At 61.6% G+C, this 443-nt stretch carries 1 protein-coding gene; it reads left to right on the top strand.

All coding sequences use genetic code 11. The features are described from left to right. On the top strand, positions 1-443 hold a 443-nt coding region (locus LRP50_RS25525), incomplete at both ends, for a hypothetical protein (RefSeq protein WP_274167191.1).

The raw sequence follows: 443 nt of genomic DNA, 5'->3' as shown, positions 1-443 counted from the left end.
CCTGGCCTCTCCGTCTCTGACGCCGGCGAAGTCAACGAAGGCACCAACGCCACCTTCGACGTGGCGCTGGACAACCCGGTCGACGGCAGCGTGGATTACACCTTCACCCTCGGCAACACCGCCGTGGACACCGACAAGGACGCGACCCTGTCCGGTGACAACGCCGACGTGAACGCCACCCTGACCGTGACCTATCAGAAGGCTGACGGCTCTTCCGTCACCGAGACCATCAACAGCGGTGATACCCTGTCTATCCCGGGCGATGCCAAGGACATTCAGGTCACCGTGGCCTCTGAGCAGGACGACACCTATGAAGGTGACGAGAGCTTTGAGCTCAACGTCTCTGCCGACATCGGCGATAACAAGGCTGCCCTGACCGACTCCGGCTCGGCCATCATTTCTGATGACGGCAACGACAACAACGACACCACCGGCCCGGATGA

Origin of the sequence: Enterovibrio gelatinilyticus (assembly GCF_028683095.1) — a bacterium.
Lineage (GTDB): Bacteria > Pseudomonadota > Gammaproteobacteria > Enterobacterales > Vibrionaceae > Enterovibrio > Enterovibrio gelatinilyticus.
Note: the sequence above shows the minus strand (reverse complement) of the source record. Positions and strands in the feature narration are given on the sequence as shown.